This is a genomic window from Tunicatimonas sp., from assembly GCF_049647865.1.
Taxonomy (GTDB): domain Bacteria; phylum Bacteroidota; class Bacteroidia; order Cytophagales; family Cyclobacteriaceae; genus Tunicatimonas.
In genome coordinates this window covers 1-8,207 of sequence record NZ_JBARYM010000460.1, presented here as the reverse complement: position 1 = coordinate 8,207, position 8,207 = coordinate 1, and the positions used below count along the sequence as shown (strand labels likewise).

Here is an 8,207-nt window from a genome sequence, read left to right as displayed (position 1 = left end):
TCGGTAAGTGCTTTCTGTAATTTGAGTTAAATTTTACTACTTGTCTGTAAATGGCTGCAAATGTTTTCAACCATTTGAGCAGTTGAAAACGGCTACACATAGCTCTATGTATAACAAGATGTTCAGCATAATTTTAGTACTTTATCATTAGTACATCAGACAAAAACACTGGGAATATAAATGAAATAGCTGCTATATGGCGTATATACGGTTGTTACCCCTTTACAATCGGAGTGTCTCTAACTTAAGAAAAGTATTATTCGAATCCAGTGATAACTAAGATGTGGTTCGCTCTCGAAAGGCCTCGGCTTCCCGAAACAGATGTTCTTTACGCTCCTGGTTAATTCGATCTAGCGTAGCCACCATCATAGACATACGTTGATTCTGAGCAAAGACTTTCTTGTGGCGATCAATAAAGCTCCAGTAGAGTCCGTCTACCGGGTCGGCCCAATCTTTATCTCTGCGGTAGTTGCTCATTTTGCTGATGTAGTTAGAACCGCCAATGTAGGGCTTAGTAGCGAAGGTACCGCCGTCGGCAAACTGACTCATACCGTACACATTAGGTTCCATCACCCAGTCGGATGAATCCACGAACATTTCCATAAACCAGCGGTACACTTCATCAGGATGCACCTCGGCCAGTAGCATAATATTACCGAGTACCATAAGCCGTTCAATGTGATGGGTGTAGCCATGTTCAACTACCCGCTTTATGCTATCGTCTAACGGAGGAACACCAGTGGTGCCATCGTACCAACAGTCGTTTAGTTTGCGTTGGTTATTGAAGAAGTTTCCGCGCAAGTCATGGGTATGATACATACCTCGCATAAATTCGCGCCAGCCTACCAGTTGCCGAACAAATCCTTCCACACTGGGATAGTGAATATCCTTTTGATGGGCGTACTCTAAAACAGCCTCGATAACTTCTTGAGGAGTAATTAAGCCTAAGTTGATGTAGGGGGATAGTACTGAATGAAACAGAAAGTTACGTTCCGAGTCAATAGCATCTTCGTAGGGACCAAAGTCGGCGAAGCGGTTCTTCAGAAAGTCGTTCAATCGGTACAATGCTTGGCGACGGGTAGTAGCTAACCAAAAATTCTGTGAATTTCCCGGATGCTCAGGAAATAGTTCATCGACAACCTTTGCTACGTCGCGGGTATGATCCGTCCATTCACTGTCGGGTAGCGGGGGAATCGTAACATCCTTGGGGAGCTTTTTACGATTTTCTTCGTCAAATGACCATTTTCCGTGCAGAGGCTCTTTTTGCTCATTAACGAGCAGATTGAATTTCTTCCGTTGTCCAGTATAGAAATACTGCATAAATGGTCGCTTTGAGTTATCCAAGTACTCCTGAAAATCACTAACTGTACTGTAAAAGCCTGGCGAGTCTACAATTGTCAGTTGTAAACCTTGCTCTTTACAGAATTTATCCATTCGCTGGGCGAAGAACTTATCTTCAATTGTAAACATCACCATCTCCTCAATGCTGGAGTATTTTTCCAGTGTCTTCTTCAGCTTATCTTCGTAGGAAAGGTGACGGTTTTCTTCAGAAAGTTTCCAATAATTGGTGCGGTATTTATTTTGTAAAGAATCGTGATAAGAGCGCATAGCTGATAAGAATAGTATCAGTTTATGCTTGTGGTACTTAAAGTGCGTACACAATCCGGCTTCTTCTGCTATAAAAAATAACGTACGTTTATCAGGGTATATTAATTCTAAGTTTGGGAATAGGCAGTTTCCCAGTATAACCGCAAGTCGGTGGTAGGCCATAATAAAGTTTAGCGTTAATATGCGTGGTGTTAAGGTGTAATAGTTCTGGGTTTAGCGTTTTAAGTTTAGTTTGGTATATTTTAGACTATAACACTTGAACACTTACATAATGTTTAGAGTAAATCTAAATCAGGATTTCATGCAGTCTCAAATAAACTTTTGGCCTTTTTATGAGTTTAAATCGTATATAAAAGGTTAAATTTTTTTGAACAAAGTCAATAAATTTCTATGAATAAGTTAAGAGATCAGAAAGAGTACGAGGGGAACCCCGTGGGATTAAATAAGGAAGTAGCGTTAGAGATGGCGGAGCATCTGGATCGCCACTTATCCTCTATGGTTACCTTATATCATCAGTACCATAAACATCACTGGCTGGTAGAAGGACCACAGTTTCGCGATTTGCACCTATTTCTTGAAGAGAATTACACTGAGCTACACGAAGGTTACGATGCAGTAGCTGAACGGTTGACTGTGATGGGAGTAGCTCCTACTTGTCACCCGGCTAATATGGCGAAATTATCGTACGTAGATCATGAAGAAGAAGGCGTATACCGTATTCGCGAAAGCCTGGAAAACGATATGAAAGCGGAGAAGACGATTGCAATAGAGTTGCGGTCTTCTATACAAAAAGCGTTTGAACTAGGTGATTATGCTTCTAAAAATTTACTAGAAGCTCAGTTATTTAAAGCGGAAGACCGAGCGCATCATTTGGAGCACTTCCTAGGAGAAGACTCATTATCGGTAGGATACTTACATAGTGAAAAAGAAGCTGAACCGGCTGAATAATTGACAGTCTTCCTAAAAATACAAGCGCCAACGTCTCTCATGACTTTGGCGTTTTTTTATGCTAAACTTGCTAAGTTGCGTTATCAAGCTTATAGTTCTAATAATCCCTCTGGTAAATTTACGTAAACTGTTTGCTCCTTTTTATCTACCCGAGGCACCAATTGGTCATTAATCGGAACAAGTACTTCTTTACCTTGGTAAGTAAGCGCAATTAAATCTTGGCTACCACCAGTGTACACATCTTTTACTACGCCCAATTCACCCTGCTGCTGATCTACTACTTTGAAACCGACAATTTCGTGAAAATAGTATTGCCCCTCTTGCAATTCAGGAAGAGTTGTTAGGGGAAGGTAAAGACTAGATTTGACTAACTCTTGCGCTTGCTCAATAGTATCAATATCCTCAAACTTCACTAAGGCACGACTAGCTTTAATATCGATAGTATCCACAAAAAAAGGAATCAGCGTTTCGGACTTAGGTAGCCCAACAAACACTGATTCCAAATTCTGATAATCGGAAGGGTTATCTACATCTAAAATAATGCTAACCTCTCCCTGCAATCCGTGCGTTTTGCTGATGTATCCTAGCTGATAGCAATCATCAATCCGCATAAACGCCTATTTATTTTTATCGCTTTCTTCTTCTGAGGTTTCAGCTTTAGCATCCTCTTTTGCCTCTTCAGCCTTAGCTTCTGCCTTGGAAGTTGCTTCATCAGAAGTAGTTGCTTCCTTAGTTTCCGCTTTCTTTGGGGCAGCATCTTTAGCAGCAGGTTCTTCCTTTTTCTCTTCAGCCTTAGCTTCTTCAGCTTTAGGAGCCGACTCTTCCGTAGCGGTTTCAGCGGTTGCTTCCTCACCAGCCGCCACTTGAGTGGCCGCCTCTGATGCTGCAACTACTTCATCAGGCGTAGCAGTAGCTTCTTGTTTCGGTGCTTTTTCTGCTTGAGGTTCTTCCTCTTTAGCTTCTACTTCAGGAGCCTTGTCCTCAGCTTTAGCTTCTTCCGCCTTAGGTTCATCTTTCTTCTCAGGAGTAGACTCTTCCGACGGAACTTCGGCGTTAGGAGTTTCTTCCGCCATTACTACAGGTTCGGGAGCAACCTCTTCCTCTTTTGTCTCGGTAGCAGCTTCTGGTTCAGGAGCAACCTTTTCCTCGTTTGCCTCGGTAGCAACCTCTGGTTCTGGTGCTTCCTCTACCGCTTTTAATTCAGGCTCAGTATCTGATTCTGAAGTTTTTTCTTCCGCCTTAGATTTATCTTCAGTAGATGCTTTCGGCTCAGGAGCAGTCTCTTCTGCTTTTGCCTCTTCTTCGGCGGGGGCTTCAGCTACTTGTTCCTCAGTAGGTGCCTCTGCTGCCTCGGCGGTTGCTTGTGGCTCTTCCGCAGTGGTTTCGGCTTCTGCTTTGGGATTGGCCTCTGCTTCTGCTGCTTCAAGTTCAGCTACTGCAGCAGCATTCTCTTCATCTAGTTCTTTCTGGCGAGCTTCGCTTACTTCACGCTCTCGCTTCAATCGCTCAGCACGCTCCTGCTCTTGCTTCTGCGCTAGTGAATCTTTCTTGCCTTCAATTTTAGTATCTTTCGATTCTTTCCATTCGTCAAAGCGTTTGTCCGCTTCTTCCTGAGTAATTGCACCTTTATTCACCCCGATTTGCAAGTGCTTGCGAAGCATAATTCCTCGGTACGATAATACCGCGCGTACAGTGTCGGTAGGTTGGGCACCTTTCATCACCCAGTCAAGCGCCTTGTCATCGTTTAAAACGATAGCGGCGGGGTTGACATTAGGATTGTAGGTTCCTAATTTTTCAATAAAGCGACCATCTCGTGGTGCTCTGGCATCGGCTACGACCACGTCGTACATTGCCAGTTTCTTGCGTCCTCGACGCGTTAATCTGATTTTTACTGCCATAATTTTGTTTTGTTAAACATGTGATGGATCACGTCCATCTTTCGCAAAAAGACTGCAAAGATACTGTTTTTCAGATAAATCGCACCTCTGAATCCAACTTTTAACTTATTTCTTGGTACAGGCGTTCCCTACCAAAGAATGATTTATGAATAATGACAAATGATTAATAATTTATATGCGGTAGTTAAGTGCGCCAATCATAGTTCGTGTAGCCGAGAAAATACCGCTATCATTATGCATTTGTGGCAAAGATTTTAAAGAGTACAAGTATTTCATTATTCATTCATTATCCGCGCGATGGTCGCAATCACTATTCACTACTAAATCAAGTATTTTATAGTAAATTACCCATTATGAATACAACCAACCGAAGGAAGTTTTTATTAAAAAGTGGGGCAGCTATTACAGCCACTACTTTGGGTGCTGCCTGTAGCTCAGGTATTTCACCTGAAAAAAAACAGGTTCCCTACATCAATTTTAATGATACTTTCCGGTGGAAAATGGTAACAACCTGGCCACCCAATTTTCCAATATTGGGTGAAGGATGCAACCTGTTTGCCCAGTGGGTAAACGAAATGTCGGGCGGACGGATGGAAATTACCGTATATGGCGGAGGGGAGTTAGTACCAGCCTTAGAGGTATTTGATGCCGTGAGTAGCGGAGCGGTAGAACTAGGTCACGGTGCGGGATACTATTGGGCCGGTAAACTGCCAGCCGCTCAATTCTTCGCCACTGTTCCCTTCGGTATGAACGCTCAGCAGATGAACGCTTGGTTTACGGGTGGAAATGGCACTGAACTATGGCAGAAGACCTACCGCGATTTTAACATAATTCCGTATCCCGGCGGCAATACCGGAATGCAAATGGGTGGCTGGTTTAACCAGGAAATAAACAGTATTGAAGACATTCAAGGGCTGAAGATGCGGATTCCGGGCATCGGGGGTAAAGTGTTTAATCAAGCCGGTGGCACATCAGTATTAGTTGCCGGCGGGGAAATCTATACAAATTTGGAGCGAGGCGTGATCGATGCTACCGAATGGATTGGCCCCTACCACGATTATCAGATGGGTTTTCACCAAGTGGCTCAGTACTACTACTATCCCGGATGGCACGAACCTGGTACGGCCCTGGAATTATCGGTCAACCGAGAAAAGTACGAAGCACTGCCTACCGATTTACAATCAGTAATAGTTGCCGCGGCCGAACGATTAAACCATTGGTCGCTCTGCCGATCAGAAGCTATGAATAGCGAGTACGCTGTAAAGATGGCCGAAGAAGAAGGAGTACAGTTTCGTCGCTTTCCGGACGACGTATTAACCGTTTTTCGGAAATATAGCGAAGAAGTAATAGCCGATGCTATCCAGCAAGATCCACTAGCTAAGCGGGCTTACGAATCGTACGCGGCCTTTCAGCAGCAGATGAATCGGTATACACCTTACAACGAGCAGCTTTATCATACCAATTACGGCTTAATGGTCTAAATATGATCTAGTACCCAATGACCCAGATCGGAAATAGCTAATCCAGCAGCAAAAATAGCGATACTCTGCTGATTCTGATCCACCCACGGCCAGACAGTCCACTGAGCATCCGAAAAACTATGAGCAAGGTACTGTACCAATAAAGCAATGACTAGCAAATACAGCATCCGGGTTATGGTGCCAAAAATGGGAGCATGGCTGATGCCCCGGTGTCGAAAAAGCATAGCGTAGGGATACCACAGAAACACCCAAACATAACCAATACCCAATGACCAACGCAATAGCGTAGTTTCCGATACGGTACGCTGCCGCATATCCAAATCGGGACTGATAAAGATGCCGCAGAAACAGCCTACCCCAGCCAGCGAAGTAGTCAGCATATTATGATGACTAAATTCCCAGGCTATCCAGGTTACAATAGGTACAAGTATCAGTGTTCCAACGTTATGTGTCCTTCCGGCGGCCATTTTTTAAAGCTGTAGCTCTACAACGATACAAAAGATGAAATGATTGTCTACAAATTTTCTCTGACGTAAGTAGGTAGGGTGGGTTTTAATAATGAAGCTTACGGTTGGAGATATCAGCAATTTTTACCTACTGCTGCCTTTGCTCTCGAATATGAGCAGCTATCGTGCCAACTGGGGCCAGCCAAACTTGGTTAGCCGGATCTTGGGCGTACTGTAACAACTGTTTTAGCATTGCAGTGCGAGTCGTTTGTCGTCCGCTTTCACCAATGTCATGACCAGCAAAAACAACCCAATGCCCGTGCTGCTTTGCTGATTCAATGATCGCTTTAACCGCCGGAAAATCCAGTCCGTCCATGGGCATACCCATTAGTTGAGCCATATCGCAAAAAGCCGGATTGTTGGGAGCTTCGTCGAGCCAACCTCGCCCCGTACGGAACAGTTCAGCTACTACTGGCACGTAACTTTCGGTATTTATACCTCGCCCCACAAAGGTTTGCCCGCAGGGGTAAGCAAACTCAGTTGGCTTCACTTCTAAAAGAGCTTCAATTTGTTCACTGGCTTGTGCAAGTTCTTGCTTCATCTGAGATAAAGAGTATTCTTCTATAGCCTTGTCTCTAGACCAAGTAAAGTTTCCGGTACAAGGATGATTCATCGAGTGGTTACCCATTTCGTGTCCGGCGGTAGCCGCTTGCTTCCATTTTGATAGGCGACGTTCCACGCTGCTAGGCACCAGATAAAAGGTGGCTTTTGCGTTATACTTATCCAATAAAGGAACTCCTGTGTCTACTTGGCTCGGTCGGGCATCGTCAAAGCTAAGACTGATAGCAACTTGTTTGCCATCAGGCCAGTCTATTGAATCATTAGCAGATTGGGCCCCCAGATTGAATAACGGACTTATCACAATTAGCAGAGCGATGTAGGTTGTGGTTAGCATAGCAGTAACGTATAGTGATGGGATAGTTCAAATTGCTAAAAAGTAAACGGATGAACAAGCTAGACTGCGTTAACCCTTCAATAAGGATGTATCTCTAGGGCATCGGTTGCAGTTACCTTTTTTCGTACCTTATCGTTTAGTGATTGTTCAGGAAAGTTACGGATCAGTTGGCGAATATACCGGTTCAGGGTTTGTCGATCTAGCTCACCTTTTGCATGGGTATCCATATGGTCTATAACTTCCGAAAGAGCGGTTGAGAACAATGCACTATGCTGATGCGATTCGTCGTGGCGAATCATAATCTCCAGCCATTCTATCAGTTTGTAGAGCACCGCCGTATCTTGTGCAGTATAGTTTTTAATGGCAGTCCAGCACCATATAAACAAGTCCTCAAAAAGAATGGGTCGGCCAATCCACCGCAACTTGCCCTGTTTGTCGGTAACAGCTGGAATTTGATGAATAATCATTTGACGGGCAAATAAACTAGTAAGGCGATCGATAGCCTCTACGGCAGTTCCAGGATCGTTGATTCCCGGACTCATGGCTTTTAGGGCTATTTCTGTTAACTGTTTAAACCCGAATGCATAATTTCTTGAAATAACCTCCTTCGTTTCAAATATGAATGCATCCAGCAGTGCCTGCGTTTCCTTTTCAGTTAGTTGCCTATTTACTCGAAAAATAGGTTTCTTCTGGTGAACGTACACTCCCCAAGGAACCGACATCCAGATCACTATGTCCATTTTCTGGCAAAGGTTTAGTAGCATACTCCGGTCCATGTTATGCAAGTAACCAGAAACCAGACTATCTACGGGAATCCACAATTGGGTATTCGGAATCTCACTGGGGCTTATTGTATCAGTGTGGTCTAGGT

General features: G+C 43.9%; 8 protein-coding genes. 2 read left to right on the top strand and 6 right to left on the bottom strand.

The genetic code is table 11. From position 1 onward, the window contains the following. Positions 1-276 precede the first annotated feature (276 nt). Positions 277-1,770 (bottom strand): cryptochrome/photolyase family protein, encoded by a 1,494-nt coding sequence (locus WBA23_RS13735; RefSeq protein ID WP_424582848.1) that lies wholly within the window; start codon positions 1,768-1,770, stop codon positions 277-279. Between the two features lie 228 nt (positions 1,771-1,998). Between WBA23_RS13735 and WBA23_RS13730 the strand changes: the two genes are divergently transcribed. After that, positions 1,999-2,556, top strand: a complete 558-nt coding sequence (locus WBA23_RS13730; RefSeq protein ID WP_424582847.1) for a ferritin-like domain-containing protein — start codon at positions 1,999-2,001, stop codon at positions 2,554-2,556. An 89-nt stretch (positions 2,557-2,645) separates the two neighbouring features. On the opposite strand, the gene rimM is transcribed toward WBA23_RS13730, so the two are convergent. Together rimM and rpsP are read right to left on the bottom strand one after the other, a co-directional pair. Continuing rightward, positions 2,646-3,167: a ribosome maturation factor RimM gene (rimM, locus tag WBA23_RS13725; RefSeq protein WP_424582846.1), complete on the bottom strand. Its 522-nt coding sequence runs from the start codon at positions 3,165-3,167 to the stop codon at positions 2,646-2,648. A gap of 6 nt (positions 3,168-3,173) precedes the next feature. Further along, positions 3,174-4,454 carry a 30S ribosomal protein S16 gene (gene rpsP / locus WBA23_RS13720; RefSeq protein ID WP_424582845.1) on the bottom strand — a complete coding sequence of 427 codons (1,281 nt, stop codon included), beginning with the start codon at positions 4,452-4,454 and terminating at the stop codon, positions 3,174-3,176. 353 nt (positions 4,455-4,807) lie between these two features. Here rpsP and WBA23_RS13715 point away from each other — a divergent pair, with 353 nt between their 5' ends. Next, the gene (locus tag WBA23_RS13715) at positions 4,808-5,935 is read left to right on the top strand and encodes a TRAP transporter substrate-binding protein (protein ID WP_424582844.1); all 1,128 of its coding nucleotides are present in this window, start codon (positions 4,808-4,810) and stop codon (positions 5,933-5,935) included. Here the strand turns inward: WBA23_RS13715 and WBA23_RS13710 are convergent. The 3 genes from WBA23_RS13710 to WBA23_RS13700 all read right to left on the bottom strand — a co-directional run. Beyond that, positions 5,932-6,402: a DUF2227 family putative metal-binding protein gene (locus tag WBA23_RS13710; RefSeq protein ID WP_424582843.1), complete on the bottom strand. Its 471-nt coding sequence runs from the start codon at positions 6,400-6,402 to the stop codon at positions 5,932-5,934. The genes WBA23_RS13715 and WBA23_RS13710 overlap by 4 nt on opposite strands. A gap of 127 nt (positions 6,403-6,529) precedes the next feature. Then, positions 6,530-7,336 (bottom strand): polysaccharide deacetylase family protein, encoded by an 807-nt coding sequence (locus WBA23_RS13705; protein WP_424582842.1) that lies wholly within the window; start codon positions 7,334-7,336, stop codon positions 6,530-6,532. 77 nt (positions 7,337-7,413) lie between these two features. After that, a partial coding sequence (locus tag WBA23_RS13700) for a DUF2254 family protein (protein ID WP_424582841.1) occupies positions 7,414-8,207 on the bottom strand: 794 nt, incomplete at its 5' end.

Bases quoted from the DNA above. Each gene is read 5' to 3' on its own strand.
- WBA23_RS13735 (WP_424582848.1), bottom strand. From the start codon at position 1,770: ATGGCCTACCACCGACTTGCGGTTATACTGGGAAACTGCCTATTCCCA.
- WBA23_RS13730 (WP_424582847.1), top strand. From the start codon at position 1,999: ATGAATAAGTTAAGAGATCAGAAAGAGTACGAGGGGAACCCCGTGGGA.
- rimM (WP_424582846.1), bottom strand. From the start codon at position 3,167: ATGCGGATTGATGATTGCTATCAGCTAGGATACATCAGCAAAACGCAC.
- rpsP (WP_424582845.1), bottom strand. From the start codon at position 4,454: ATGGCAGTAAAAATCAGATTAACGCGTCGAGGACGCAAGAAACTGGCA.
- WBA23_RS13715 (WP_424582844.1), top strand. From the start codon at position 4,808: ATGAATACAACCAACCGAAGGAAGTTTTTATTAAAAAGTGGGGCAGCT.
- WBA23_RS13710 (WP_424582843.1), bottom strand. From the start codon at position 6,402: ATGGCCGCCGGAAGGACACATAACGTTGGAACACTGATACTTGTACCT.
- WBA23_RS13705 (WP_424582842.1), bottom strand. From the start codon at position 7,336: ATGCTAACCACAACCTACATCGCTCTGCTAATTGTGATAAGTCCGTTA.